Below are 26,460 nucleotides of genomic sequence, written 5' to 3'. Positions count from 1 at the left end.
GCCCGGCCGGGCGGTCGGCCGGGCCCGTCGGGTCAGCCGAGTTCGCCGACCGTCAGGCAGTCCGGGGCCACCGGACCCGCGCCGACGCAGCGCGTGTTGTAGTCGTTCAGGATCTTCTGGCCCTCGGCGTCGGCGAGGCCGAAGCGCTTCGCCGGGCGGGCGCCGTCCTTGAGAACGTCGTGCATGGCCTTCGTCAGCTCGTTCTCGACCCCGGTGAAGCCGCCGAGCACCGGGCCGAGCGCGCCCGGCTCGTCCTTGGTGGCCCGGATCTGCTCCAGTGCCACCTCCGGCGCGGGGTTCCGCTCGAACCAGCCCTGCTCCTCCAGGAGTTCGGCGGAGCTCTCGGTCATCGGCAGATACTGGGTGTTCCTGTGCCACTCGGCCCCGTTGGCCGTGCTGTTGAGGAACTGCATGAAGGCCAGCGCGCCGTCCCGGGTCCGCCGGTCCAGACCGGACTTCAGCCAGAGCGAGTCGCCCGAGGTCAGATTGCCGGTCCTGGGGGTGCGGCCGTTGTGCGGCACCGGGCCCGCCTCGACCTTGTAGCCGGCCTTCTCGCCCTCCTCGGCGAGCATGCCGCCCATGTTGGCCGAGTCCAGCACGAAGGCCACGTTCTGCTGGTTGAAGGCCTCGAAGTTGCCGCCCCAGTCGCCCGGCTGCCCGGTGTAGAGGTACGCGCCCTTGCGGTGCAGCTTCTCCCACCAGGAGGCGTAGGACAGCAGCTCCGGCGAGTTCAGCTCGACCTGGGTGGCACGGCCGTCACGGCCGCCCGCGCGGTCGGTCAGCAGTCCGCCCTGCTGGGCGGCGGCCTGCTGGAAGAACCAGCTGTGGTTGGGCCAGGTGACGCAGTTCTTCGGGCCGTCGGCGAGCTTGGCGACCTTCTTGCAGGCGCGCTCCAGCTCCCGCCAGGTCCTCGGGAAGGAGTCCACCCCGGCCGCGTCCAGGATCTTCTTGTTGCCGTACATCAGCGAGGTCATCGCGGTCAGCGGCATGGACCGCAGATCGCCGGACTCGGTGTAGTAGCCGCGCAGCGCGGGCAGCAGGTCGTCGGTGACGACGGGCTCGCCGAGGATGGTCGAGCGGCCCGCGATCGCCTTCTCCACCGAGGTGAACAGCGGCTTCCCGGCCTTGTTCCGGGCGTCCCGGGCCAGCTGGGTGGTGCTGTAGTAGTAGTTCGCCACGGCGGGCGCCCTACCCTGCGCCGCGGCCTTGGAGACCTCCAGCGGCAGCTGGGTGTAGGGGAACGCCTTGATCTTCACCCGGTAGCCGGGGTGCTTCGCGTTGAACTCCTCGGCCAGTTTCCTACGGGTGTCCAGATACCCCGGGAAGGGGTATTCGGCGAGCCAGACGTCGACGGTGGTGACCTTGCTCGTGTCCACTCCGAGCTGGGCGTGGGTGCCGGGTGAGGCCGGGGTGCCGCACGCGGCGAGGGTGAGCATGCCCGCCGTGGCGAGCGAGGCGGCGAGCAACGTCCTTGGGCTGCGCATGCTTTCTCCAAAGAGGGATGGGGTGAGGGAGGGCCGGGCGGGTCGGTTCAGCCGAGGTGGGCGAATTGCCCGGGGGTACGGCCGGGTCCTGCGGGGCCCCGGTAGGCCTGGGCGATGTCGAGGTAGCGGTCCGCCTCCGCGCCCGTGGCGCTCAGCTCCAGATCGGCACGGTGCCGCCGACGGGTCGCCAGCAGACAGAAGTCGTTCGCGGAGCCGGTGATCCGCTGCTCCGCGTCGGCGGGGCCGAACTCCCACAGCGCGCCCGAAGGCCCGGTGAGCTCGAACCGGAACGGCTCGGACGGCGGGGTGAGCCCCCGGGCCTGATAGCCGAAGTCCCTGGTCAGCGTGGCGAATCCGACCAGGTGCAGGATCCGGTCGGTGGGCTCGCGCCGGATGCCGAGCGCGTCGGCGACATCCTGGCCGTGGCCGAACAGCTCCATGATCCCGGCGCAGGCGAGCACGGGCGCGGGCAGCGGGTTGACCAGCCAGGGCACCATCTCCCCGGCCGGGACGGCGGCCAGTGCCGCGCCCGCCTTGGCCCGCTCCTCGCGCCAGAGGTCCAGCACCGTGGCGGCCGGTTTGTCGAGATAGCCGGCGAGCGCGGCGTTGACCGCTCCCTCGAAGTCCTCGGCGGCGGCCGCGGCAGCGGTCTTGAACACCTCCGGAGCCCCGGCGGCGGCGCCGGCCAGCCGGAAGATGAAGGCCAGATGGGCGATCTGGTGCTTGACCGTCCAGCCGGGGGCGGGGGTGGGCGTGTCCCACTGCCGCTCGTCCAGCTCCGCCACCAGGCGGTCGATCTCGTCGCCCGCCGCGGTCAGATCGTCCAGCACGTCTCTTGAGTCGTTCACGCGTGGTTCCTCTCGTGGGAGATCGGGTCCTGGGGGTCGGGTCCGGGGTGGTCGAGGGCGTGGCGGTCCGGGGCGCGGCGGGGCCGCGCCCTGTCCGTCCGGTGACGGGCGGCGCACGGCGGGGAGGCGGTGCGGGCCGTACCTCGTCGGAAGAAGGAAGAGGAAGAGGGAGAGGAGGGCGGGCCCGGGGCGGGCGGGGGTCCTTCGTTTCCCGGCGGGGCCGTACTGCCGTGCCGGACCGGTCCGTTGGTGACGGGTGGTCGGGTGGCTCCGCGGTGCACCCCAGCGTGCCGCACTCGTGGGGCGCTGTCTTCTCCTTGTGTGCTGTCCGTACCGGCAGGTCAGTCGGCCGGGGCCGCGCCGCGGATCCCCCTGAGCGCGAGGGCGGCGAGCCCTGCGGCCAGCAGGGCGCAGACCCAGGCCACGGTGGTGAGCCCGTCGGTGAACGCCTCCCTGGCCTGGTCGAACAGGGCCTGGCCGGGTCCGGCGGGAAGCTCCTCGCTCCGGGAGACCGCGCCGGCGAAGGTCTCGTCCGTCCGCGCGCCCTCGGGCATCCGCACCCGGTAGACGGCGGTGCCGACGCTGCCGAGCACGGCGGTGCCGAGCGCGAAGCCCAGTTCGCTGCCGCTCTCCGAGAGCGCGGACGCGGAGCCGGTCCGGTCGGCGGGGGCGGCGGCGAGGATCAGGTCCGTGCCCAGCACGGCCGAGGGGGCGAGCCCCAGATACACCACGACCAGGCCGGTGATCACGACCGGGAGCCCGCCGGAGGCCGCCTGGGTCAGCAGCAGCCCGTAGCCGGCCGCCGCGAGCGCGAGACCGCCCGCGATCAGCCGTCCGGGCGGGATCCGCCGGGCCAGCGGCGGGGTGAGCGCGGAGCCGATCAGCATGGCGAGGGCGTACGGGAGCATCCACAGCCCGGCGCTCAGCGGGTCGAGCCCCAGGGCCAGTTGGAGATACTGCGCGGTGAGCAGCCCGATGCCGCCCATGGCCGCCCCGCCGAGCAGCATGATCAGCAGTACGGAGCGGATGGTGCGGTCGGCGAAGAGCCCCAGGTCCAGCAGGGGCCGGGCCAGTCCGCGCTGGCGGCGCACGAACATCCGGCCGAGGAGGAGGCCGAGGAGCACGAGGGCCGAGGAGAGCGCCGTGCCCGCGCCGGTGGCGAGCCCTTTGAGCCCTTGTACGGCCGCGAGCACGGCGGCGAGGGAGAGCAGCACGCTCAGCGGGTCGAGCCGGGCGGAGTCCGGCGTGCGCTCCCGGTCGGCGGGGAGCAGCAGGGGCGCGGTGATGAGCAGCAGCGCCATCACGGGCACGCCCAGCAGGAACACCGAGCCCCACCAGGCGAATCGCAGCAGTACGCCGCCGACGAGGGGGCCGATCACCATGCCCGCCATGAAGCAGGCCATCCACACGCCGACGGCGGCCGTGCGCTGGCGCGGATCGCGGAAGAGGGTGCCGATCAGGGCGAGAGTGGTGGGCATCAGCGCCGCGCCGGCGATGCCGAGGAGGGCCCGCGCGGCGATCAGGGTGGTGGCGCTGTCGGCGTACGCGACGAGGACGGACGCGCCGCCGAACGCGGCGGCCCCGGCCGTCAGCAGCCGGCGGCGGCCGATCCGGTCGCCGAGGGTGCCCATGGTGACCAGGAAGCCCGCGATCATGAAGCCGTAGACGTCCATGGCCCAGAGCAGCTGGGCGGGGCCGGTCCGCAGGTCCGCGCCGATGGCCGGGAGGGCGAGCAGCAGCACCCCGGAGTCGAGGGCGAGCAGCAGCGCGGGCAGCGCCAGGACCACGAGCGCCAGCCACTCCCGGCGGCCCGCGCGGAGGTTCTCTGCTGGGGGCACCGTGGGGGCCTCTCTTGGGGAAGGTACGGACGGGGTCAGCCGAGGTGGGCGAATTGCCCGGGGGTACGGCCGGGGCCGGGGTTCCCCCGGTAGGCCTGGGCGAGGTCGAGATAGCGGTCCGCCTCCGCGCCGCTGGCGTTCAGCTCCAGATCGGCGCGGTGCCGCCGGCGGGTCACCAGGAGACAGAAGTCGTACGCGGAGCCCGTGATCCGCTCCTTCGCGTCGGCGGGACCGTACTCCCACAGCGCGCCGGAAGGCCCGGTCAGCTCGAACCGGAACGGCTCGGACGGCGGGGTGAGCCCCCGGGCCTGATAGCCGAAGTCCCGGTTGGCCTGGGCGAATCGGGTCACATGGACGATGTGGTCGGTGGGCCGGTGCCTCAGTCGGAGCGCGTCGGCGATGTCCTGGCCGTGGCCGAACAGCTCCAGCACGCCGACCCTGGCCACATCGGCGGGGAGGGTCGGGCCGGTGAGCCAGGGGACGGGCCGCTCGGGGGGCAGGGCGGCGAGCGCGGTGTGGGTGGCCCGCCATGCCTCGCGCCAGCGGGCGATCAGGGTCTCGCGGGAGTCGTCGGCGTAGTCGGCCAGCGCCGCGTTGACCGCTCCGTTGAAGTTTCCCGCCGCGCGTTCGATGAAGCCGTGGAAGGCGTTCGCGTCGGTGGCGGCGACGCGGGCGAGCCCGAAGACGAAGACCAGATGGGCGATCTGGTCGGCCACGGTCCAGCCGGGGGCCGGGGAGTCCGTGGCCAGTTGCCCCGCCTCCACCTGTGCCACCAGGGCGTCCAGCCGTGCGCACTCCTCGGCCAGGGCGTCGAGCGCCGGTGCCGGGTGCGGCGGGCGGTGCTCGGTGTTCGGCGAGTCGGTCATGGGCTGCTCTCCTTCGGAGCGGGGGCGGTCGGGGGGTTGCGCACCGTGCGTGCGCCGTGGGTGCGCGCGGCGGCCAGGGCCGCCCAGGAGGTCAGTCCGATCAGCGCGCCGTCGCCGGGGGTGCGGGCCCGGAAGGCGGCGATGTCGCGGTCCTCCACGCGGTAGGAGGCCAGGGCGGTGAGCAGGGCGAGCCGGGCGGCGGGCCGGTCGCCGGGCGGGAGCGGGGCGGTGCTGTCGTCCAGCCAGCCCCGGCCGACGGGGGGCGGGCTGCCGTCCCAGGCGTCGAGTTCGGCGAGCACCCGTTCGCGTACGGCGGCGGGGAGCGCGGGCCCGGCCGCCCGGTCGACGGCGGCGGCGGAGCGGGCGAACGCTTCGGCGAGGTCCGGGACGCCGGCCGCCCAGGCGAGGTCGGGCGGCAGCGGGGCCTTCGGCAGCAGCGGGAGCGAGGCCCCGGCCGCGGGGCCGCCGGGGGCGGTGGGGCGCAGGGTGCGCGCCACCATGCGCAGCAGCCCGTCGTGCGCGGCGGCGGGCAGTCCGGCGGGGAGCGGGGAGTCCTCCAGGAAGACGTTGACCATGCGGTTGAGGTAGTGGAAGGCCACCGCGACGGCCGTCAGCTCGGTGCGGGTGTCCGCCGGGGGTTCGTCGTCGGCGTCCGCGCCGGGTACGAGGCCGGCGCGGGCCCACCGGGCGGCGGCGTGTGCCGCGCTCCCCGGGGCGGGGGCGGCCCCCGGGGCGGCGGCGGGTTCGAGGTCGCGCAGGGCCGCGCCGTGCACTTCGACGCAGTACGGGCAGGAGTTGGCCTCGGAGACGGCGTGGGCCACCGCCTCCTTCGCCGCCCGCCCGGCGGTCCGGGGCACCAGCAGGCTCTCGCGGAGCATCAGCCAGGAGGCCGCCAGCGGTTCGGGGGCGGGTGAGTGGAGGGCGATCGGCGGGGCGAGCCCGCCGAAGTCGCGCACGGTCTGTTCGTACACCCGGGCCACCAGGCCGGTGGCCCCGTCGGGGCGTACCGCCTCGATGTGACGGATGCTGCCGAGCGAGTTCTTGACCACGGTGCGGAGGACTCTCTTCACGGCAGTCTCCTTCGTGGCCCGCTCGCGGGTCCGGGTGGGACCGGGGCCGCGCCGGGCACGGTCAGTCCCGCGCGATCAGCGGGACGAGGGGGCGGACGCCGCGCCGGCCGCTGGTCGAGCCGTCGGGGGCGGGGGCCCCGTAGGAGACCTTCACCCCCCGCTCGCGGGCGGCGGCGACGATCGCGGGGACGGACCGCTCGGCGAGCGCCGCGATGGTCATCGCCGGGTTGACGGTCAGCGCGCCGGGGACGGCGGAGCTGTCGGTGACGAAGATGCCCGGGTGGCCGCGGAGTTCATGGCGGTCGTCGAGGGCGGAGGTGGCGGGGTCGTCGCCGATCCGGCAGGAGGCCAGCGGGTGCACGGTGTACGCGCCGACGAGGTCGTTGGTCCAGGGCATGACCTCGGCGAGGCCGTCGCGCTCCAGGATCTCCTTGACCTCGCGGTCGGACTCGGCCCAGCCGTGGCGGGTGTTGGCCGTGGGGTCGTAGCGGAGCGCGCCCCGGCCGAGCATCTGCTGGGAGATGCGGTGGGCGTTGCCGGTGGCCGGGGGCGGGCCGAAGACGCCCTCGTTGTCGTCCTCGCTCATGGTGAAGATGGTCAGCCAGGACCGCCAGCGGGCGAGGAGCTCCTTCTTCCTGGGGCCGAACCAGGTGGGTCCGCCGTCCGCGTTCGGTATCTGGGCGAGGATGGTGCCGAGGCCGGGCGGGAAGTAGAGCTGTTCCAGGGAGTAGCGGGAGTACTCGGGGAGCGAGCCGTCCAGCCGGTCCCAGCTGGCGACGGTCGGGCCGCGGCCGATCTGGTTGGCCTCGTAGGCCAGTCCGTCGCCCCGGGACAGGCCCAGCACCTCGGCGATCCGGTCCTCGTTGAGATAGGCGGTGTTGAGCCGTTCGCCGTTGCCGGAGAAGTAGCGGCCGACGGCGTGGGGCATCGTGCCGAGCACGGGTTCGCTGCGCTGGAGGATGACGGGGGTGGCGCCGGCTCCCGCCGCGAGCACGACGATCTTGGCGTCGATCTCGCCGGAGCCGGTGCGGATCCGGTAGTCCTCCTCGTCGATGGTGTCGAAGTGGACCCGGTAGCCCCCGCCGTCGGTGCGGGAGATCCGCTGCACCTCGTGGAGCGGCAGGATCCGCGCGCCGTGGGCGACGGCGGCGGGCAGATAGTTGGTGAGCAGCGACTTCTTCGCGTCGAAGCGGCAGCCGGCCATCATCCAGTTGCAGTTGACGCAGGCCTTCTTGTCGAGCCCGACCGGCAGCGGGTTGGCGGTGCGGCCCGCGTGGTCGCAGGCGGCGGCCCAGAGTCCGCCCGCGTAGGTGACGTCGTCCCAGGACTGCTGGACGACGGGGATGGCCTCGGCGACCCGGTCGTACCAGGGTTCGAGGGTGTCCCGGCTCACGGCGGCGGGCCACATCCGGCGGCCGATGCTGCCGCGGCGGTCGAAGACGAAGCGCGGGGCGCGGGGCAGCGAGGCGAAGTAGACGACGCTGCCGCCGCCGACGCAGTTGCCGCTGAGCACGCTCATGCCGTCGCCGACGACGAAGTCGAAGGCCCTGGTGTAGGAGGAGCCGAGTTTGAAGTCGTGCTCGAAGTCCTCGCTCTCCAGCCAGGGTCCGCGCTCCAGGACGGTGACCTTCGCGCCGCCGGCCGCCAGATGGTAGGCGGCGATGGAACCGCCGAAGCCGCTGCCGATGACCAGGACGTCGGTGCTCTGCGGGGATGTCATGCCGGACTCCCTGAGGGGGTGGTGTCGGGGTGCAGACGGGCCAGCGGCCTGCCGTAGGAGTGCTGGTCGAAGCGCCACAGACCGTCTTCGTCGGGCTGGCTGATGCCCATCGCGGCGAGGCCGGGGTGGCCCGCCGCCATCGCCTCGGCGGTGTGCAGATGGGCCGCGGAGTCGTAGGCCATGTTGCAGAAGAGTGCGAGCAGTACCCAGAATTCCTTCTCCGGGTGCTCCGGCGCGGTCAGCCGTCGCACCAGGGCCGTGCGGTGCTCGAAGGACAGGGCGACGAACGGCGGCACCTCCGTGTCCAGTACGAGGCCGTGCTCGTCCGCGTACGCGCCGGTGTGCTCGTTCAGCAGCCGGGCGAGATCGCCCAGCCCCTGGGTCATCCCGGTGGCGTCCCATTCCAGCAGTTCGACGGCGCCGGCCTCCACCGAGCCCGCGCTCTGCGAGACCCCGGCCACCGCCCGGTCGCCGGGGCCCCTCGCGCGCCCCGGCAGGATCGTGTCCGCGTAGGCCTCCAGGGTGGGCGTCCGATCCCATTCAGGAGCGGAACTGTGCTGCTCCATCGCCAATCCTCCTTTTAAACCACCGAATTTACTCGGGCTGCCAATAAGGTATTGATAGCGAGTTCGTTCAAGCAACCAACGAAACGGAATCATTGCCGCCGCTTGAACAATAGGCCAGCTCTTGGCCACTTCTCGATCTCCCGGTACGCTTCTCGCGCCAACGCAACCCCCCTGAGAGAGTGCAACGTGAACTTACTTCAGAGTAATTTCACCCAGCGCAACCACGATCCGAACCAAGTCAACATCAACCGTGAGGGTCCATCAGTGGCTGACGCGAGTGCACGGGCGCAGTTGACCACCGCCCGAATCCCTGACAATCACCCTGTCGGCGAGGGCAGATCGCCGAGCCATTCTCCCGAACTCAGGGAAATGCCTCACCTGATCAAGGTCGACCGCCTTCTCCCCGCCGATTCACCTCGATCCACCGGCGTCGACGAAGAACACGTACTCCGGCTCGCGGAATTCGAAGGAAACCTTCCACCCATTCTTGTGGAGCGCCTCACCATGCGCGTGATCGACGGCATGCACCGGTTGCGCGCGGCGCAGCTGAAAGGGCAGCAGAGTATCGCCGTGACATTTTTAGAGTGCAGCGAGGAAGAAGCGTTCCTCCGTTCGGTGGAGGAGAACGTCTCACACGGACTTCCGCTCTCACTGACGGACCGCAAGGCGGCGGCCCGGCGAATTCTGGCCACTCGGCCCGAACTTTCCGACCGGTCGATCGCCGCCAGGACCGGGCTGGCCGCCCGGACCGTGGCCGCCGTACGCCGATGTTCAGGCGCGGAAGAGGAGCAGTTGAACTCCCGCTTCGGCACCGACGGCCGGCGGCATCCGCTGAGCGGGACCGGCGGCCGGCTGCGGGCCGCGGAAATCATCGCGGCCCGCCCCGAGGCCTCGCTGCGCGAGATCGCCCGGGAGGCCGGAGTCTCCGTGGGCACCGCCCATGACGTGCGGGCGCGCCTGCTCAGGGGGGAGGAGCCGCTGCCCGCCACCCAGCTGACCGCGGGCCGCTCCGGCACCGGGAAGGCCGGGCGGGCGGCCGCCTCGGCATACACCCAGTCGTCGCCGCCGACCGTGCGCTCCCGCTGCCAGGACGGCGGCGAGCAGTCCGCGGCGATCCTCCGCAATCTCACCAAGGACCCTTCCCTGCGGCACACCGAGAGCGGTCGCGAGCTTCTGCGCTGGCTCCACGCGCAGTTGGTTCTGGACGACGACTGGCGGCCCCGGGTCGAGAGCGTGCCCGCCCACTGCAGCGACGCCGTCGCCGAGCTGGCCCGGCATTGCGCCGAGGCCTGGCAGCAGATCGCCCGGCAGCTCTCCGACCGCGACACGTAGCACCGTTCCTCACCGTTGAACTCTCGAAAGACTGGACTGGTCGCGGTTAAGGTCTGATTACACGGCCATATACCGCATTCGGCGTGATCTTTTCGACGAACGAGGGACCCTTCATGGAATCCACCATTGAACGCGTCGTGACACGGGTTATCGAGGACATGCGCGCCAACCTCGGCGAGCGAATCACCATCGATGACATGGCCCAGACCGCCATGTTCAGCAAGTTTCACTTCACCCGCCTTTTCCGCGGCCAGACCGGGGTCTCCCCCGGCCGCTTCCTCTCGGCGCTCCGCCTGAATGAGGCAAAGCGACTCCTGATCAACACGGACCTCAGCATCGCTGACATAAGCAATTGCGTTGGCTACAGCAGCGTCGGCACCTTCAGCTCGCGCTTCAAAACCTGTGTGGGTATTGCACCTTCAACGTACCGCCAGTTCAACGGATTCGTTTCAGAGATCCCGACCGCCGATGACAACCTGCCCCAGGGAGCGGCCCCGACCTCGATCACCGGCACGATATCCGCAGCCCCGGAAGGGGACACCGGATTTGTTTTCATCGGGCTGTTCCCCGACTGCATACCCCAGGGCCAGCCGGTCCGCTGCGTCATCCTGGACCGCCCGGGGCCCTATACGCTCCGCAACATCCCGCCAGGAACTTGGCATGTACTCGTCCAGTCGGTCCCGTACGGCATGGAGGAGTCCCAGGACCTCGGCGAGGACGACGCGACCTTCGTCGGGGCCCACGGCCCGCTGACCGTCGGCCCCGACGGGACCCCCGCCCCGGCCGACATCGAGCTGCGCCCCATCCGGGCCCTGGACCCGCCGGTCCTGCTCGCGCTGCTCGACATGCGCCTCACCGCGCTGCGGGCCGTGGCCGCCTGAGCGCGGGAGGGGCCGAACGGTGCGCGCCGGCCCCTCGGGCACCACCCTCACGCGGGCCCGACCTCCATCGGGAGCCCGCCCCTCATCCGGAGTGAGAGCATCGGCTCGGGCACCACACGGTGCCCGTTCGCCGTGCTCAGCCGCAGCTCCCTGACGACCAGGGCGGTGACGAAGACCGCCTCCATCATCCCCAGATTGCTGCCGACGCAGAACCGGGGCCCGGCCCCGAAGGGGATGTAGGCGTACCGCGAACGGCCGCCCGAGTCCCCGAGGAAGCGGCCGGGGTCGAAGCGCTCCGGATCCGGCCAGAAGCCGGGATGCCGGTGCAGGGTGTACGGGCAGATCAGCACGTCCGCCCCGGCCGGCACGTCGTACCCGCCGATCACATCGGCCTCCTGGGCCCGCCGGGTGAGGATCCACACCGGCGGATAGAGCCGCATGGCCTCCTGCACGACGGCCGTGATGTACGTCAGTTCCCGCAGATCCTCGTGCTCGGGCAGCCGGTCGCCCAGCACCGCGCGGGCCTCGTCGCGGGCGCGCGCGGCCACCTCCGGATGGCGGTCGAGCAGATGGAAGGTCCAGCTGAGCGTGGACGCGGTCGTCTCATGACCGGCCAGCAGCAGGGTCACCAGCTCGTCGCTGAGCCGCTGCCGTCCCGCCTCGGGGCCGCCCCGGCTCTCGGCGGCCTCGATCATCTGGGAGAGCGCGTCGTCCCCGACACCGCCCTCCCCGCCGTCCGGACGGTGGTCCGCCACCAGCAGATCCACCACCCGGTTCAGCTCGCGGCGCGCCCTGCGGAACCGCATCTGCTGGGGCAGCGGGGCCCAGAGCGGCACCGCTCCCTGCGTGATCATCTCGAACATCGCCTGGTCCTGCACCACCTCGAAGGCGTGCGCGACCGAGCCGTGCGCCGTCAGATCCGTCTCCAGCAGGGTCCGGCCGAGCACCCCGAGGGTAAGACCGGTGAACTCCTCCACCACATCGACGGGCCCCGCGCCCCGGTAGGTGCGCAGCCGGGCGACCAGCCGTTCGGCCTCCTCGGCGACCACGGAGGCCTGGGCGGCGATCCGCTTGTGCTGGAACACCGGCTGCATCCGGGTGCGCTGCTCGCGCCAGATCCGCCCCTCGCTGGTCAGCAGGCCGTCGCCGAGGACCCGGCGGGCCTCGCTGAGCCCGATGCCCTTGTGGTAGTTGGCGGTGTTGTCGGCCAGTACGTGCTTGGCGTGCTCGGGGTGGTTGAAGATGTACAGGGTCCTCGGCCCGATCGCGACCCTGACCGCGTCGCCCAGCGCGGCGGCCTCGCTCATCAGCCCCAGCCGGTCGGTGGCGAGCTTCGCCAGCAGCCTCGGCAGCGCCCGGCGCGGCGGGCCCGGCGGGGTGCGGGGCGGGGCGGGGGACGGGCCGCCGCCGCCCGGCGGCCCGGGGAGCGCCTCGGTCGTCATGCCGCCTCCGTCTCGTCGGCCAGCCGGCGGAACCGGCCCTGGAAGAAGACCAGCGCGCCGTCGGACTCCGTACCGCCGGACTCCGTGCCGCGCTCCAGCGAGAGCACCTCGCCGAGGAAGACGGTGTGGTCGCCGCCCTCGTAGCGCTCCACCAGCGCGCACTCGAAGCGGGCCAGCGCGCCGTCGATCAGCGGAGCCCCGCCGGACGCCCGGCCCGGCGTCCAGGGGACCGAGGCGAACTGCGAGAGACCGGAGGGCCTGGAGTGGTCCGCGAAGTGCCGGGCCACCGCCTCCTGGCGGTCGCTCAGCACGGACACCCCGAAGTGGGACGCCGACTCCAGCGACCGGTGCATGGTCGCCTCGTGCTTGACGCAGATCAGCAGCAGCGGCGGGTTCAGCGACACGGCGGTGAAGGAGTTGGCGGTCATCCCCCGGGGCACGGGCCCCCCGGTCGTCACCACCGTGACGCCGGAGGCGAACTCCCCGAAGGCGCGGCGCAGGGCCTTGCCGTCGGTCAGGGCCGGTGCGGCGGCGGGCGGGGCCGGGCGGGCGTTCATACGCCCCTCCCGGTGAGCTGCACGGGCCGGGGCCGGTACGGGGCGAGCGCGTCGAGGAGCGCCTCGGGCACCGTCACCGGGACGGTCGCGCCGTTGGGTCCCCGCATGCAGGCGACCCGCTGCCGGCCCCGGGCGACCAGGGTCTCGCCGCCGGACGGCTCCAGCTTGACGTAGTCGAAGGTGAACTCCAGCTGGGTGCTGGCGATGTCGGCGAGCCGCATCCGGATGGACAGCTCGTCGAAGGCGGTGATCTCGGCGAAGAACTCGCAGTCGACCTTGAGGGTGAAGAGCTTGAGATCGCTCTGCACCTCGGCCAGCACGGCCGGCGCGCGGAACTTGAGGAACATCTCGCGGCACCGCCCCTGCCAGCGCAGATAGTTGACGTAGTACACATTGCCGACGAGGTTGGTCTCCTCGAAACCGACCGTGTGCCTGTGCTCGAAGTAGTCCGTATGGTCCGTCATGACCGGTGACCGTCTCCTGTCAGTATCGCGAACACGACCTTCTCCGGTACGCCGCGCACCGCGGTCGCCAGCGTCGCCACCCGCAGACCGCCCGAGGCGAACACCCGCCAGCCGTCCCGTTCCACCGGGGTCAGGGTGAGCGGCGCGTGGGTGGTGAGCCCGGCCTTCTGGAGGCACTCGACGGCCGCCCACACCCGGGTCGCGGCGGTGTCCGCGTCCTCGTCCGGCCGGGTGAGGACCCGGGCCAGCGGGGCGTGTCCGCCGAGCAGGCCCGCCCACTCCTCCTCGGAGCGCGCCACCACGGTCTCGACGTCGCAGCCCACGGCGGAGGCCGGGGAGCCCTCGGGGGCCGGGGAGCCCTCGGGGGCCGGGGAGCCCACCACGCAGAGCGTCAGCCCCGCGCCGTGCGAGGACGACAGCGGTACGCCGCCCTCCAGTTCGGGCCGTCCGTCGGGCCTGCGGACCGGTTCGACGGGCCGGTTCAGCGCGCGTCCCGCCGCGAGCGCGGTACGGGAGCGTCCGCCGGTTCCGGTCGCCGGATCCCCGTCCGGCTCGACCACGACCGCGACCCGGCCCGGGGTGAGATCCCCGACCGCCCGCTCCAGATGGGGGCCGAGCAGCACCGGCGACCAGGGCCCGGCTCCGTCGCCCTTGCGGACCGCGCGCAGCCGCAGCCCCTCCCAGCGCTCCACGATCGCGCCCTCGGGGGTGCGCACGGCGATGTCGTACACATAGGTGTCGCCGTCCTGGGAGCGTTCGACGGCGCAGTAGCGCAGCTCTTTGGCGTCGGCCGGTCTGTCCCCGCAGGGGTGGATCCGGTCGACGGCGACGGGCAGCAGGGTGGCGTCCGGGACGCAGACCTGGTTGCCGTGCATCAGCGCGTCCCGCATGCCCGGGTCGCCGAGCAGCAGCTCCCGGGGGAGGAAGCCGGCGAACCAGTCGGCGGACTGCTCGGTGGCGATCACCGCGTCGACGTGCCGGGCGGCGGCCCGGTGGTAGCGCCGCAGCCGGCGGAAGCGGCCGGACTGGAAGAGGACCGGGCCGTACAGCTCGGACGCCGGGTCGAGCGGCACCTCGGGCAGTCCCTCGGTGGGCTCCGGCGGGCCCTCGGCCGGCTCGTCGTCGTCGGCCAGGACGAGCCTGGCCCGGAAGTGCTCGGCGGCGAAGCCCGTGTCGGCGCTCTGGATGACCGCCCGGACGGTGTCGTCGCCGGTGACGACGACGGCGACGCGGATGGTCGTCGTCCCGTTCGGGGGGACCACGATGGGCCGCAGGAACTCCGCGTCCTCGATGACGGGGGCCCCGGTCCGGCCGGTGACCGCGGCGGCGGCCTGGGCCATCGCCTCCATGCCCATGACGGCGGGGAAGAGGAGATTGCCGTCGAGGAGATGGTCGGCGAGATAGGGGTCGGTGCCCGCGTTCAGCTCGACCTCGGTGACCAGTTCGACCCCGTGGTAGCGGAGCAGGGGCTTCTCGACGAAGCGCAGCAGCGGCAGCGGCGGCACGGCGTGGCGCACGGTGTCGATGGTGCCGGTCCGGCCGCTGATGACGACGGTGGTGGGTGCGTCGGGGTCGGCGACCAGCCGTCGCATCAGCTCCACGCCCTGATCGGTGGAGATGGGGGTGATGCCGTCGCGGACCAGGGACTCGACCACGGAGAGCCGCTCCCCCATGCCGGTGCCCGACCAGACCGACCACTCCATGCACAGGGTGCGGCAGTCGGGCCGCTCGCGGGCGAACTCCTCGGTGAGGCCGGCGAGCCATTCGTTGGCGGTGGCGTAGTGCCCCTCGCCGCGCAGTCCGGCCCGGCCGATGATGCTGCCGAAGGTGACCAGCAGCTTGAGCCGGCCGGGGTCGACGGCGGCGAGCACGGCCTTCAGTCCGTCCGCCTTGGGGGCCAGGGTGCGCCGGAAGGCGTCCCGGTCCAGGGAGGCGACGGCGGCGGGCTCGTTGCGCCCCGCGCCGTGCAGTACGGCGGTGACCGGGCCGAGTGCCGCGGTCAGCTCGGCGACGGCGGCCCGGACCTGCTCCGGGTCGGTGACATCGGCGCGGGCGTACCGCACCTCGACGCCCGCGTCGGCCATCCGGCGCAGATTCGCCGCCAGTTCCTCGTCGGCGGCCGGGTCGGAGCGGCCGAGCACGGCCAGGCGCGCGCCGTGGTCGCGGGCGACGACGAGGGCGCACTCGGCGGTGATGCCCTTGCCGCCGCCGGTGACGAGCAGGACGTCGGAGGCGTCCAGCGGGGCCTTCGTACGGGCGGGGGTGACGGGCAGCGGGCGCAGCACGGGGACGCGCCGGCGGCCCTCGGGGTCGTAGTGGGCCTCGGTGAAGCGGGTGGTGGCGGCGGTCTCGGCGACCACCCGGTCGACGGCTTCGGCGACGGGGGGTGTGTGGACGACGGTGACCCTCAGCCGGGGTGTCTCCAGCCGCAGGGTCTTGGCCAGTCCTGCCGCGCCCCGGCCGTGCTGGACCAGGACGTACCGCCGTCCCGCCGTGCCGGAGGCGGCCTCCTGGGCTCCGGCCAGGGCGAGTTCGAGGTGTTCCTCGGTGCAGTCGGGCGGCAGGCAGACGAGGGTGCCGGGGCCGACGCCCGCGTTCTCCAGCCGGGTGCGCAGCTCTTCGGCGAAGGGGTGGCCGTCGGCGGCGTGGAGCCGCCAGGGGCCGTTCTCCTCCTCGGCGGCGCGCCCGGCGAGGGGCAGTTCGTCGTGGTCGACCGCGAAGGGGCGGGCCCAGGCTGCCGCGCCGGAGATCACGGCGGCGGCCCCGTCGTCGGGCAGTCCGGTGGCGGCCAGTTCCTGGAGGGCCTCGGCCAGCTCCCGCACGGTGGCGGTGGCGAAGTTGACCGGGGCCCGGGAGGCGGGGACGCCCAGTTCCTGGGCGGCCTGGTTGACGATCTGTCCGACCGTGATGGAGCTGAGGTGGAGGTCGTCCAGGAGGGTGGTGTCCTCCCCCACGGTCTCCAGGGGCAGTTCGGCGCGTTCGGCGACGAGTCTGCGGAGCAGGTCGAGGCCGTTCTCACCGGCCCCGCCGCCCTGTTCCGCCGGCGGCCGGGGCGCGGTGTCGCGCGGGGTCTCGCCGAGGTCGATCTCGGGTGCCCGCTCGCAGGGGCTGGCGAAGAAGGTGAATTCCGCGCCGACTTCCAGCGGGCGGCGCAGCCGGTCCTCGAAGAGCCGGTCGTGGCGGAGCGGCGCGCCGACGGCGTAGGCGGCTCCGGCGGCGCGCAGGAGTCCGCGCAGCGATTCGTCGTCGGTGTCCAGGGAGAGGGCGGGTACGCCGGTGATCTCGGCGGCGAGTCTGCCGAGGACGCGGCCGGGGCCGACCTCGATCAGCAGGTCGACGTCTTCGGCGGCGCGGCGCAGGGCGGCCTCGAAGCGGACGGGCTCGGTGATCTGGGAGCGCAGCAGGCCGGGTACGCCGGTGTCGGCGGGGAGTTCCTCCCCGGTGACGGTGGAGATGATCCGGCGGCCGACGGGGCCGAAGGGTTCGTCGGCGATCCGCTGGTGGAGGAGTTCGGCGGCGGGTGCGACCAGGGGCGAGTGGAAGGCGTGGGAGACGTTGAGCGCGGTGTGGACGACCTCCCGGGTCCGGGAGATGCGGGCGAGCGCGTCCAGGGCGTCGGCGGGTCCGGCGACCACGGTCGCGCGGGGTCCGTTGTACCCGGCGACGACGACCGGGAGGTCGCCGATGAGCTCGGTGGCGGTGTCGGGGTCGGTGGCGAGCGAGGCCATGGAGCCGGGGGCGGCGTGTTCGGACATGGTGGCCCCCCGGGTGCGGGCGACCTTCAGCAGGGTCTCGGTGTCCATGGCCCCGGCCCAGTGCAGGGCGGTGATCTCGCCGAGGCTGTGGCCGACGGCGACCCGGGCGGTGAGGCCCAGCGCGTCGAGGGTGCGCAGGCCCGCGACGGATCCGGTGACGATCCTGGGCTGGGCGACCTCGGTGGCCACCATGTCGCCGCGCAGGGGGAGTTCGGCCGCGTCGTACACCTCGGCGGCGGTGCCGAAGCGGCGGCGGAGCATGCCGCCGCTGGTGCCGCGTCCGGAGCCCTGGCCGGGGAAGAGGTAGCCGATGCGGCCGGGCCGTCCGGCGTGGCCGAGGAAGGCGTTCCCCTCGGCGGGGAGGTGTTCGGTGCGGCCTTCGTCGAGCGCCCGGATCAGCTCGCGCAGCCGCTCCTCGGCGTCCCTCGGGGAGGAGACGACGGCGGCGGCCCGCCAGGGGGCGTCACGCAGTTCGCTCTGGAGGGTGGCCGCGAGGTCGGCGAGTTCGGCGTAGGAGACGGCGGGGACGAAGTCGGCGATGCGGGTGAGCCGCTCGCGCAGCGCCTCGGGCGAGTCGCCGTCGACGAGGAGGAGTTCGGTGTCCTGGGCGGAGGCGGCGAGGGTGCGGGTGCGGGGGGTGAGGCCGGCCGGGCGGGCCGGCCCGCCGGTGGCGGGCCGGTCCAGCACGATGTGGGTGTTGATGCCGCCGAAACCCATGGCGGTGACTCCGGCGCGGACGGCCTGGCCGCCGGGCCAGGCCTCGGCCCCGCGCAGGGCGCGCAGGGCGGCGCCCTCGCCGGTGAGGATGGGGTGGGGGTCGACGCAGCCGATGGCGGGCGGCAGCACCCCGGCGTCGACGGCGAGCGCCGCCTTGATGAGTCCGGCGATGCCGGCGGCGGCCTTGGTGTGGCCGATCATGCCCTTGATGGAGCTGATGGCGGCGGGGGCCGCCGCGGGGTCGGCGGCCCGGCGGGCCTGGGTGAGGGCCTGGAGTTCGGTGGCGTCCCCGACGGCGGTGCCGGTGCCGTGGCCCTCGAAGAGCGGCACCGTCTCGATGCCGAAGCCCGCCCGCTCGTAGGCGCGGGTCAGGGCGAGCCGGTAGCCGCTGATCTCGGGGCGGGTGATGCCGCCCTGGCCGTCGGAGGAGATGCCCCACCCGGCGATGGTGGCGTAGACGCGACGGCCGCTCTCCAGCGCGTCGCTCTCGCGCATGAGGACGACCATGCCGCAGCCCTCGCCGGGCCAGAAGCCGTTGGAGCCCCGGTCGTAGACCTTCATCTGGCCGGTGGCGAGCGCGCCGGTCTTGGCGAAGCCGATGATCTCGAAGGGGTCGATGGAGAGGTCGACGCCGCCGGTGATCGCGATGTCGATGTCGCCGTCGAGCAGGGACTTGGCCGCCTGGGTCACCGAGAGCAGCGAGGAGGAGCAGGCTCCGTCGACGCTGTAGCCGCCGCCGTTGAGGTCGAAGTGGTTGCAGATCCGTCCGGCGATGGTGTTGGAGAGGCCGCCCGCGAGCGAGTCCTCGTCGACGGGCGGGAAGGGGCTCTTGTACGAGGCCTCGAGCCCTTCCAGGAAGGGGATGATCCGGTCGTCCTCCCAGCCCTGTTCCCTGAGTGCGGCGGCCGTCACCCGGCGGACGTAGGGCCAGCGCAGCCGCATGGTGTTGGCGCGGGTGAACTCGCCCGTGAGGGTGTTGCCGACGATCACTCCGGTGCGGTCCCTGGGCATTCCCTCGCCGCCCGGGAAGCCCGCGTCGGCGAGGGCGCGGCCGGCGATGTCCAGCGCGAGCCAGTGGGTGAGGTCGGTGGTGCGGTAGGTGCTGCCGGCGACCCGGTGGCCGAGCCGGTCGAACTCGTACCCCTCGATGACGGCGGCGTCGCGGGCGTAGAAGCGGTCGGGGGCGGTGGGATCGGGGTCCCAGTAGTCCGACTGCCGCATGCGTTCGTCGGGGAGCCGGCGGAAGGCCCGCCGGCCCGCCAGGGCGTTCTCCCACAGCTCGTGGGGGTCCTCGGCGTCGGGGTATCGGCAGGCCATGCCGACGATGGCGATCCGGTTCATGCGAGTACCGCTTTCTGGCCCGTTTCGGCCGGCTCATCGCCGGGGGCCGTGGTCGCGGGTGGTTCGACGACCGGGGCGGCGGTGCGCCTGCGCTCGGCGAAGTCGGTCCACCAGTGGTAGCCGCCCCGGATGAGGCAGACGGCCGCGGTGGCGAAGAAGATTCCGTAGGCGACGCCGAGCGCGGTGATCACCCCGTACATCAGCGCCACCCCGCCGCCGAAGGCGATCTGCGCGGCCGGGCGGGAGGGGGTGGTGCCGGGGTCGGTGATCATGTAGTTGGTGAAGAGGACGAAGGCGACTCCGGTCATCATCGCGAGGGCCGCGGGGATGGCGGTGCCGAAGATGAGGCCGCGCAGGATCGCCTGGAGCGCGAAGCCGCCCACCCAGGCCATGATCAGCCACATCCGGTTGGTCAGCTTGGCGTTGAGCAGGGTGCCGGCGGCGATGATGATGCCGGGGATGATCCAGTCCCAGGCCCCGTCGACGTACTCGGTGAAGTGGTACGGCGGGGCGATGCTGGCCCAGGGGAAGAGCAGCAGGATCATCGCGATGCCGAAGTTGGACGGGTTCATGTAGTGGCGGTCCTTGCCCCGGACCGGGGCGCGCAGCACCCATTTGGTGGCGACGGCGACCACCACGCCGAAGATCATGACCCAGACGCGGTCGTTGACGTAGGTGAGCATGTTGAGGGCGAGCGCGGTGATGTGGGCGGGGAAGAGGAACTCCATGACCCCGCGCGCGCCGTTGCCGAGGAAGCGGGGGGCGCGGCCCTCGACCCGGGCCCCGACGATCTCCAGCGCGATCTCCACGGTATAGCCGGTGAGCAGCGCGAGGATGGGCCAGAGCCAGGGCTGTTCGAAGCCCAGCACGGTGTAGCCGAGGATGTTGAAGATCGTGATCGACATGGCGAACCGGCGGAGCGCCGTGGTGACCTTGGGGTCGTGGCGGGGCGCTGCGGCGGGCTTGGAGCCGGTGGCGGCGGTTCCGGGGGCCGGGCCGGTCGCGGTGAGTCCGTTCTCGCTCATCTGGGTCACTTCTCCTTCACGGTCGCCGCGAGTTCGAGCGTGTGCCGGCCCGGGCTGAGCCGGAGGGTCTCCTCGCGCACCTGTCCGTCGCGGTCGCGCCACCTCAGCCGGGTCTCGACCGGTCCGGTCTGCTTCCCGAGGCCGATGTGGACGTCGTGGGCGCGCTTGCCGGAGTGGCCGCCGCCGCCGTCGACCCGGCTCACCCGGCGGGTGCCGTCCGGGAGGACCACGGTGACCTGGGCGTCGACGACGGGGGAGCCGGAGGGGTGCAGCAGCCGCAGTCCGAGGGACTCCCCGGCGTTCGGGGCCTTGTTCTGGTAGAAGACGGGCTCGGCCCACTGGCGGGCCACCGCCATGTCGAGCCGGCCGTCGCCGTCGGTGTCCCCGGTGGCGATGCCCCGGGTCGGCACGGGGACGCTCATGCCGAGTTCGGAGGCGACGTTGGCGTAGCGGCCGTTCTCGCCCTTGACGAAGAAGCGCAGGGTCTGGTCGCCGCCGAGGTCGTCGTTCTCCCGGACGTTGGGCCAGAACAGCGGGTTGGAGGTCAGTCCGTCGTTGGCGGTGGCCAGCTCCTGGAGCTGCGGCCAGCGGTTGGTCTTGCCCTTGACGAAGCCGGTGGTCTGGGCGATGGCGAGGGTGCCGCTGTTGTCGAAGTCGCCGGTCTTCACGTCCCAGCCCCAGCCGGACCAGGCGAGATTGAGCGGGGCGCTGCGGTCCTCGTAGAGGGCCTCGCCCTTGTTGAACTTCGAGCGGAGCCGGTCCTTGCTCCCGGAGGTGTCCATGAAGGCGAAGTTGCTCTCCTGGATGCCGAAGGAGGTGGTGATGTTGCTGACGAACATGTCGTAGCGTCCGTCGCCGTTGAGGTCGCCGAAGTCGACGCCCATGCCCTTGAAGGAGCTGGTGCCCAGCCGCTTGGACTTGGGGACGAGAGCGTCGCGCGGGGCCTTGACCACGGCGTACTCGATCTTCCCGGGGCGGGAGCGGTTGTGCAGCAGCTGGCTGGTGCCGAAGTCGTGGGCGAGGAACATCTCCGGCAGCTGGTCGCCGTCGAGGTCGGTGGCGGCGACGCCGAGGGTCCAGCCGGTGCGCACCTCCCTGGGCAGGGCGTCGTCGATGTGCTCGAAGCCCTTCGGGGTCCAGCGGAAGAAGTGGTCCTCGCCGCCGTTCTCCGCGTGCGACAGCGAGTCGTTCATCTCCACGCCGCCGTTCTTCGACGGGTCGAGCACGGGGCTGTCGGGGAAGTAGTTGCCGATGAAGATGTCGTCGTGGCCGTCGCCGTCGAAGTCGGCGATCGCGGTGGCGTTGCTGTTCCACTGCGGGCCGTCGTAGGTGTCGGCGCCGACGCCCTTCATCAGCTCGACGGGCTTGAAGGAGGCGAGGGAGCGGCCGTCGGCCCCGGGCCGCGCCTCGAAGACGATGGGGGTGCGGCCCCAGTAGTAGACGAGCAGATCGGTCCGCCCGTCCTCGTTGAAGTCACCGGCGGCGCAGCCCATCGGGGCCATCACCGAACTCATGGGCAGCGGTGCGGGGTTCAGGACGAACGGCTCGTAGCGCCCGGCGCGGGCGTCCGGCGCGGGGGTGAGCGCGACCTGGTCGATCCGCGGGTCGGTGACGCACAGGTCGTTGGGGAGTCCGTCGTTGTCGGCGTCCGTCATGGAGACGCCCGCGCCGACCGATGAAATCCATCCGTCGATGTGCTTGTACTTCTTGTTCACCTTGCGGACCGTCTGCTGCGGATATCCGGAGGGCAGGGCGATCGATTTGGCGTCGAAAGCGAACGGCTCGGCACTCTTCTCGATTTCGGCGGCCGATGGCTCAGGGAGCTTGACGGCGTAGAACATTCCCACCATGAGCACCATTGCGATTATGCCGGGCATTCTCCGGTATGCCCATGATCGTGACTCCATTGAATCAGCACCTCCCCATCGAAATGAATGTGTCCGCTATACGCCTGCGCCACTGCTCGTAGGCGAGTGAATCGGCGCTCTCTTTTCCGGTGGGCCGCGTCGTGACACAGAGTTCGGACGCCTCCTCCGGCGTCATTCCGCAGAGCAGCGCGGTGGCGGCCCCGGTCCCCGGGACGACGAGCCCGGCCCGCACCCGGGCCTCGGCGGCGAAGGCCGAGCCCTGGAGCAGCGAGGCGCGGTGGTCGCCGGCCCGCTTCAGCAGCAGCCTCAGCTCCTCCTCGCTCGCCCCGGCCGCGTAGGTGGCGGCGAGACCGATCCCGCCGTAGAGGTCGGAGTGGCGCACGGCGGGGAACGCGTCCGCGAGATCGGCGACCCGGCCGGGGTCGGTGCCGCCGATGAACCACAGCGCCCGGCCGATGCCCTGGTCGATGGCGCGCCGCGCGTAGGAGGCGGTGCCGTGGGCCCAGTTGAAGTGGGGCTCCTGGTAGCGCTGATGGACATAGCGGCCGGTCTTGAAGTACGCCTGGTGGAAGCCGTAGCCGTCGAGGATCAGCCAGCGGAGCAGCGGATCGGTGGCCGCGATGTCGGGCCACAGCGGCCTCGGCAGCCGGGCCATCGCCCAGCCGATCCCGACATACGCCATGTACACGTGGTCGTCGCCGCGGCCGGCCAGCATCCCGGCGAGCCGCTTCGTCCGGGTGACCGGCAGCGAGTCCATGATCACGCAGCCCATGGCCGCGCCCTCGTAGGCGAAGCCCCGGAACTGCCTCGGGACCCGTTCGAGATTCTCTTCCATTTCCGCCGTCGAACGCGTCTCGACGGCCTCTCCATACCCGTGGAGGAATTGCTTTCCGACCGTCTCCAGCAGCTCTGTGGCGGCCGGCCCCTTGTTGTGGAACCCCCTCTTCTCGATTTCTGTCTCTGTTGTGGATGGTGTGAGAATGCGGCGCCTGAAGGCGCGCAAAAGAGCCGTCACAGTGCTCTACCGCCCCTCGTCGAGAAAACTCGGATGCCCGGGGTATGCCGTTCGAATCTACACAGCAGGGCCGTGGAGGTGTCTACTTCGAATGTGCTCAGAGAGCAGGGGAAGGAATTCTGGCGCGGACTTTCTCGCGCCACAGTTCATAAGCGGGCCGTGCGCCCGGGGAGCCGTCCGGGACGGAGCTGTCGTCCGCGAGCCGGACGGCCGCCTCCACGGTGAGGGAGGCGAGCGCGGCGGTGGCCGCGTGGGTGTGCTCGGGCACCGTGCCCGCGTAGTCGCGGGCCTTGGCGGCGAACACGGCCCCCTGGCCGAGATGGTCCCCGTACCCCTCCCCCGCCGCCTCGCGCAGCGCCCGGAACCCTTCGGGCGGGCAGCAGCCCGCGAAGGTCGCGGCGAGCCCCACCCCGCTCCACAGATCCGCCCGGCGGTCCTCGGCGAACCGCTCGACCGCGTGGGCGACCCGGGGGACGTCGGCCCCGTGCATGAACCACAGGGCGCGCCCGATGCCCTGGTCCACGGCGCGCGGGAAGTAGCCGGGCGAGCCCTCCCAGGGGTACGGGTCGGGCCGGCGCTGCTCGTCGACCCAGCGGCGGGTGTGGAAGTAGGCGAGGTCGAAGCCGTATCCGTCCACCGCGAGCCAGCTCATGACCGGGTAGTAGTCGGAGCCCGTGAGATCGGGCAGCACCTTCTTCCACAGGATCCTCGGCAGCCGGGCCATCGCGAAGCCGATGCCGATGTAGTTGAGGAAGACATGCTGGCGGGCCGCGCCGCGCAGCAGGTCGGCGGCGTGGTGGCCGCGCCCGGGGCCCATGGCGTCACGGATCGTCAGGGCCATGGTCGCGCCCTCGTAGACGAAGCCGCGCAGCTCCGGTTCGACCAGGAGGGTGCGGCGTTCGGTCTCCCAGGGGCCGCGTGCGTCGATGGCCCACTCGAAGCCGCAGACCACGGCCTGCGGTATCGCCTCCAAGCGGCGGGTCAGCTCCGTGGAGGGGATGCCGAACCCCCGTGCGGAGAAGCCGACCTCCTCCAGGGGAGGCGCCATCAGAAGCCTGCGGAGCGATCCGAGCGTGGTCGGCATGATCCCCTCCTGCCATGAACATGACGTCGTCGCCGTTAACCGGTGACGGTCGTTCCATGGTCGGACCGCGCGAGGGAAAGGGGCATCCTCCCCCGTGCGCTTCTCGCCACGGGGGAGAAGGCGGGGGCGGAAGGGGTTCGGGCGGCCGGACGGACCCTCAGGGGCCCGTGCTCCCCGGCTCGCGCCGGACGGCGAGAGCGCCGACGCGACGCCACAGCCCGTGGAAGGAGACGGGCCGGGCCGCCGGGCCGGTGGCGGGAACCCGTACCCGCAGCGCGCGGTGCTCGATCTCGCAGCTCACCGGGGTGGCCAGCCGCAGGGCCTCGCCGTCCACCGCGACCGGAAGCGTCGGCTCCGGGGAGGAGACGGTCACCCGGCGGGCCGTCGTGACGGAGAGGCTCATCGCCTTCTCCCTGCGCAGCGCCAGCTCCGCCGCGTCGGCGGCCCCGGTGACCCTGATGCTCCGCACCCCGAGCCTGCCGGAGTCCAGCCGGGGACGGGTGCCGAGGTCCGTGAGCCGGCCGGCCGCGTACGGGTTGTTGCTGACGAGCAGCGCCTGCGGCGGTACGAGGGGGTCGCCGTCGGCCTCGGCGGTGAAGGCCGCGCCCGCGCCGCCGGAGAGCAGCTCGGGCAGGACGTCCAGGATCGTCGCGGCCTTGGCCTCGCGATAGGCGGGGCGCTGCACGATGTCCGCGTACGCGCCGAAGGAGACCGTGTTGACGAAGGGCCGGCCGGAGACCGAGCCGAGGTCGACCCGGATCTCCACGCCGTGGGCCAGCGCGTCCAGGGCGCGGGCCGGGTCGGAGAGATCGAGGCCGAGGTCCATCGCGAAGTGGTTGAGGGTCCCGGCTGGGATCACCAGATGGGGTACGTCATGGGCGCGGGCGACCCCCGCGACCAGCGCCTGGGTGCCGTCCCCGCCCGCGACTCCCAGCAGATCGGCCCCGTCCGCCACGGCCCGCCGGGCGATGGCCGCGACGTCCTGCCGCCGCGAGGTGTCCAGCACGACGACCTCGCACCCCAGCGCCCTGGCCCTGGCGGGCAGATCGAAGGAGAGGACCTTGCCCCCGCCGGAGCGCGGATTCATGATCAGCACCGGGTGCCGGGGCGGCGGCCGGGACTCCGCCCGCGCCCGGGCCGGGCTCCGCCGCCGCAGCGCCTGCCGCGCGCAGGCCAGCCCCGCCGCCCACAGCAGGGCCGCGGCCAGCGCGTAGACCCACAGACCGCTGCTGAAGAACAGCACCAGCACCACGACGACGGCCACGACCGCGAGCAGCAGCCCCAGCACCCTGCGCACCCCCCGGTACGCGAGACCCCACCAGGCCCCCGCGCCGACCGCCGCGAGCCCGGCCAGGGCCGCCAGAAGCAGCCCCAGACTGCGCGGTCCGGCGGCGGCGAGCAGCAGAACACCGATCGAGACGGCCCCGGCGGCGCAGCACAGGGCCGCGATGGCCGGAAGCCGGGCGGACGTCGTCCGTCTCGCGGTCCGGGTCATCGTGGCAGCCTCCGGCCCCAGGCTATTCCCGGCCCGGACACGGTGCACCCGGAGCGCCGCCCCCGTGCCACCCGGCTCAGCGGATGCCCAGCCGGGCGCTCACCCAGTGCGGATCGGGCACGACGGTGAGGATCGCCGACACCACGACGATCAGCGCGAGCACCGCGAGTTCGGCCCTGGCCGGGATCTGGGCGTCCAGCCGCCCGCGCCTCATCCGGTGGCGCGCGAGCAGCGCGAGGGCGCAGGCGAGCCCCACCAGCAGCAGTTTGGCGATGAGGACCCTGCCGTACGCCGAGGTCAGAACGGCGTCCGGGGGCAGCTTGCGCAGCGTCGACGCGGTGCCGGTCAGCGCGAGCAGCGCGAGGAGCCAGGCCGCCGGGCGGGCGTAGCGGGCGAGTACGGCGAGGGCGCCGGCCCGGTCGGCGCGGCGCAGCCACATCAGACGCAGGGTGTAGAGCAGTCCGCCCGCCCAGAGGGAGGCCGCGGGCAGATGGACGGCGGTGAGCGCGGCCCCGATCTCGGGCGTGTACTGCTCCGGGTGGGCACGCAGCGCCTCAGCGCCGACGACCAGGGCCAGCGGCAGCAGGGCGAGCAGGGGCCTGCGCAGGGCGAGGCATCCGGCGGCGGCGAGGAAGCCGTTGGCCGTCAGCAGGAGGAGTCTTCCGTCGCGGGTGCCGTACGCCGTCGCCATGTCGATGTCGCTGACGGACGCGAGCACCGCGATCTGCCCCGCCGAACCGGCCGCCCCCACGAGCGCCGCGTACAGCGACCAGGCCCGGGGAGCCGGTCCGCCGGCCGTGAGCCGGCCGCCCGCGAGTTCGCCGAGATGGATCGCGAGCGCGGTGAAGACCGCGGTGCGCAGCACCGTGGTGGTCCCGGTCGCGGGTACGCGCAGCTCGCCCGTCCCACGAGCGGCGAGCGGGCCGCCGAACAGGGCGGCTCCGAGGCCCACGAGCGTCACCGCGAGAGCGAGCGCCGCCAGTCCGCGACCGGTGCGCCGCGCGGCACGGCGGCGTGCGGCCCGGCCGGGGGCGGGGGCCAGTGCTCCGGGAGTGGTCACTTCATGATCGTCACCGGGGTGCTTTTTCATGG

The 26,460-nt window shown here is 72.7% G+C and carries 19 protein-coding genes; 2 read left to right on the top strand and 17 right to left on the bottom strand.

Annotated features, from left to right (window positions below; all coding sequences use genetic code 11):
- Positions 1-32 precede the first annotated feature (32 nt).
- The 7 genes from ABD371_RS03760 to ABD371_RS03730 all read right to left on the bottom strand — a co-directional run bounded on the left by ABD371_RS03760 (position 33) and on the right by ABD371_RS03730 (position 8,392).
- Positions 33-1,484 carry an extracellular solute-binding protein gene (locus ABD371_RS03760; RefSeq protein ID WP_344472654.1) on the bottom strand — a complete coding sequence of 484 codons (1,452 nt, stop codon included), beginning with the start codon at positions 1,482-1,484 and terminating at the stop codon, positions 33-35.
- Positions 1,485-1,531: 47 nt separating this feature from the next.
- Positions 1,532-2,332 (bottom strand): TIGR03084 family metal-binding protein, encoded by an 801-nt coding sequence (locus ABD371_RS03755; protein WP_344472652.1) that lies wholly within the window; start codon positions 2,330-2,332, stop codon positions 1,532-1,534.
- Positions 2,333-2,673: 341 nt separating this feature from the next.
- On the bottom strand, positions 2,674-4,170 hold the full coding sequence (locus ABD371_RS03750) for an MFS transporter (RefSeq protein WP_344472651.1): 1,497 nt from the start codon (positions 4,168-4,170) through the stop codon (positions 2,674-2,676).
- Between the two features lie 35 nt (positions 4,171-4,205).
- On the bottom strand, positions 4,206-5,036 hold the full coding sequence (locus ABD371_RS03745; RefSeq protein WP_344472648.1) for a TIGR03084 family metal-binding protein: 831 nt from the start codon (positions 5,034-5,036) through the stop codon (positions 4,206-4,208).
- Entirely contained in the window at positions 5,033-6,106 is a 1,074-nt protein-coding gene (locus tag ABD371_RS03740; protein WP_344472646.1) for a carboxymuconolactone decarboxylase family protein, read from the bottom strand. Before ABD371_RS03740 ends, ABD371_RS03745 begins: the two co-directional genes overlap by 4 nt.
- A gap of 61 nt (positions 6,107-6,167) precedes the next feature.
- On the bottom strand, positions 6,168-7,826 hold the full coding sequence (locus ABD371_RS03735; protein WP_344472644.1) for an FAD-dependent oxidoreductase: 1,659 nt from the start codon (positions 7,824-7,826) through the stop codon (positions 6,168-6,170).
- Positions 7,823-8,392: a DUF5987 family protein gene (locus ABD371_RS03730; RefSeq protein ID WP_344472642.1), complete on the bottom strand. Its 570-nt coding sequence runs from the start codon at positions 8,390-8,392 to the stop codon at positions 7,823-7,825. Before ABD371_RS03730 ends, ABD371_RS03735 begins: the two co-directional genes overlap by 4 nt.
- Positions 8,393-8,761: 369 nt before the next feature.
- On the opposite strand from ABD371_RS03730, the gene ABD371_RS03725 reads away from it, so the two are divergent.
- Together ABD371_RS03725 and ABD371_RS03720 are read left to right on the top strand one after the other, a co-directional pair.
- Positions 8,762-9,724 carry a ParB/RepB/Spo0J family partition protein gene (locus ABD371_RS03725; RefSeq protein ID WP_344472640.1) on the top strand — a complete coding sequence of 321 codons (963 nt, stop codon included), beginning with the start codon at positions 8,762-8,764 and terminating at the stop codon, positions 9,722-9,724.
- Positions 9,725-9,837: 113 nt separating this feature from the next.
- Entirely contained in the window at positions 9,838-10,605 is a 768-nt protein-coding gene (locus tag ABD371_RS03720) for a helix-turn-helix domain-containing protein (protein WP_344472638.1), read from the top strand.
- A 47-nt stretch (positions 10,606-10,652) separates the two neighbouring features.
- Here ABD371_RS03720 and ABD371_RS03715 read toward each other — a convergent pair whose 3' ends face one another.
- The 10 genes from ABD371_RS03715 to ABD371_RS03670 all read right to left on the bottom strand — a co-directional run bounded on the left by ABD371_RS03715 (position 10,653) and on the right by ABD371_RS03670 (position 26,428).
- Entirely contained in the window at positions 10,653-12,047 is a 1,395-nt protein-coding gene (locus ABD371_RS03715) for a cytochrome P450 (RefSeq protein WP_344472636.1), read from the bottom strand.
- A complete protein-coding gene (locus ABD371_RS03710) occupies positions 12,044-12,604 on the bottom strand; it encodes a flavin reductase family protein (RefSeq protein WP_344472633.1) in 561 nt (186 codons plus the stop codon). Before ABD371_RS03710 ends, ABD371_RS03715 begins: the two co-directional genes overlap by 4 nt.
- The gene (locus tag ABD371_RS03705) at positions 12,601-13,068 is read right to left on the bottom strand and encodes an acyl-CoA thioesterase (protein ID WP_344472631.1); all 468 of its coding nucleotides are present in this window, start codon (positions 13,066-13,068) and stop codon (positions 12,601-12,603) included. Before ABD371_RS03705 ends, ABD371_RS03710 begins: the two co-directional genes overlap by 4 nt.
- The gene (locus tag ABD371_RS03700) at positions 13,065-18,881 is read right to left on the bottom strand and encodes a type I polyketide synthase (protein ID WP_344472629.1); all 5,817 of its coding nucleotides are present in this window, start codon (positions 18,879-18,881) and stop codon (positions 13,065-13,067) included. Before ABD371_RS03700 ends, ABD371_RS03705 begins: the two co-directional genes overlap by 4 nt.
- The gene (locus ABD371_RS03695) at positions 18,878-19,906 is read right to left on the bottom strand and encodes an enediyne biosynthesis protein (RefSeq protein ID WP_344472626.1); all 1,029 of its coding nucleotides are present in this window, start codon (positions 19,904-19,906) and stop codon (positions 18,878-18,880) included. The genes ABD371_RS03700 and ABD371_RS03695 overlap by 4 nt, the downstream gene beginning before the upstream one ends.
- Before the next feature lie 5 nt (positions 19,907-19,911).
- Positions 19,912-21,813, bottom strand: coding sequence for a CRTAC1 family protein (locus tag ABD371_RS03690; RefSeq protein ID WP_425575802.1), 1,902 nt, complete (start codon positions 21,811-21,813; stop codon positions 19,912-19,914).
- Between the two features lie 4 nt (positions 21,814-21,817).
- Entirely contained in the window at positions 21,818-22,789 is a 972-nt protein-coding gene (locus ABD371_RS03685; RefSeq protein WP_344472620.1) for a DUF1702 family protein, read from the bottom strand.
- A gap of 97 nt (positions 22,790-22,886) precedes the next feature.
- Positions 22,887-23,873 (bottom strand): DUF1702 family protein, encoded by a 987-nt coding sequence (locus ABD371_RS03680; protein ID WP_344472617.1) that lies wholly within the window; start codon positions 23,871-23,873, stop codon positions 22,887-22,889.
- 157 nt (positions 23,874-24,030) lie between these two features.
- Positions 24,031-25,368, bottom strand: coding sequence for a diacylglycerol/lipid kinase family protein (locus ABD371_RS03675; RefSeq protein ID WP_344472615.1), 1,338 nt, complete (start codon positions 25,366-25,368; stop codon positions 24,031-24,033).
- Positions 25,369-25,444: 76 nt separating this feature from the next.
- Complete coding sequence (locus ABD371_RS03670; RefSeq protein ID WP_344472612.1) at positions 25,445-26,428, bottom strand: CopD family protein; 984 nt, start codon at positions 26,426-26,428, stop codon at positions 25,445-25,447.
- Between the last annotated feature and the right edge of the window lie 32 nt (positions 26,429-26,460).

This window comes from Streptomyces amakusaensis (genome assembly GCF_039532665.1).
Taxonomy (GTDB): domain Bacteria; phylum Actinomycetota; class Actinomycetes; order Streptomycetales; family Streptomycetaceae; genus Streptomyces; species Streptomyces amakusaensis.
The sequence above is the reverse complement of the archived record's forward strand: the minus strand, read 5'-3'. Positions and strand labels throughout refer to the sequence as shown.